Here is a 1,212-nt window from a genome sequence, read left to right as displayed (position 1 = left end):
TCTGGGTCCGCCTTGAGCGAGCCGAGCACCGCAGGTCCGGCGAGGGCGAAGAGGCGCCGATGTCCTGTAGAGCCGACTGTTAGTCGGCTGACTTCTGCGCGCCGCCCCTCGACGGGCCGAGGAGCGCAGGGCACCGGTGCGCAGCACCGGCTCGCGACCTGGCGGCGTGTTTCTTTGGTTACTTTCTTTGCACGAGCAAAGAAAGTGACGCCTCCCCGCAGGCGCGGGAAAAGGCTGCCGGGCAGCGCCCGGCACTACCAGTGTGTCGGACGACGCTGCGTCGGCGCCGTCAGCCCTTCTGACTCACCGCCACGCTACCGAGAATCAACGCACCCGCAATCAGCATCTGCAGCGTCACCGGCTCGCCCAGGAACAACCAGGCGAACGCAGCGCCGAACAGCGGAACCAGATAGGTCACCGTTGACGCGCGCGACGGGCCGATGCGGCCGATCAGGCGATAGAACATCAGGAAGGCGAATCCGGTGCAGACCACGCCCAGCGCGATCGCCGCGCCCCATGCCTTGCCCGGAATCGGACCCTGCGGCAGATGCGTGAGCGCCATCGGCAACAACCACAATGAGGCGCACGACAACGTGGCAGCGGCGGCCGCWGCCGAAGGCAGACCGGTCATGTGCCGCTTCACCAGGTTCACGCCCAGGCCGTACAGCAGCGAGGCGGCGGCACCGGCCAGTACGGCCGTGCCGATGCTCAGCCCCGAGATCTTGGCCGTGGCCAGCACCACCACGCCGGCAAACCCCACCAGCAGCGCGCCGGCACGGCGCACCCCGATCTTCTCGCCGAAGAACAGGAAGGCGATCAGTGCGGCAAACAGCACCGTCATCGCATTGCAGATCGCACCGATGGCCGCCGGCGCACGCTCTGCGGCGTAAGCGAACAGCACGAACGGCAACGCCGAATTGACCAGGCCGATCGGCGCCAACCACAACCAGCGGCGCGGTGGGAACTGCGCGCGTGCGCGCCACAGGAACGGCAGCAACACCAGTGCGCCCAGCACCAGCCGTACCTCGACCAGGGCGAACGGCCCGAATGAAGGCACCGCCACCCGCATGAACAGGAACGAGCAGCCCCAGATCGCGCCGAGCAGGGTCAATTCCAGCGGTGTGCGCCAATCACGCTCGGTCGCTTGGGGTATCGCATTCATATGCTCTGTCCGTTCGTCATCGTGGCGCTGTTCCGGCCGCTGTTCCGGCC

1 protein-coding gene is annotated in these 1,212 nt (G+C 67.4%); it reads right to left on the bottom strand.

Annotation, left to right across the window (positions count from 1 at the left end; translation table 11 throughout):
- Positions 1-289: 289 nt before the first annotated feature.
- Positions 290-1,162 (bottom strand): DMT family transporter, encoded by an 873-nt coding sequence (locus tag AC1VAN_RS22405; RefSeq protein ID WP_025877696.1) that lies wholly within the window; start codon positions 1,160-1,162, stop codon positions 290-292.
- Between the last annotated feature and the right edge of the window lie 50 nt (positions 1,163-1,212).

It is taken from the genome of Stenotrophomonas sp. 05L44_2 (assembly GCF_056665995.1).
The sequence above is the reverse complement of the archived record's forward strand: the minus strand, read 5'-3'. Positions and strand labels throughout refer to the sequence as shown.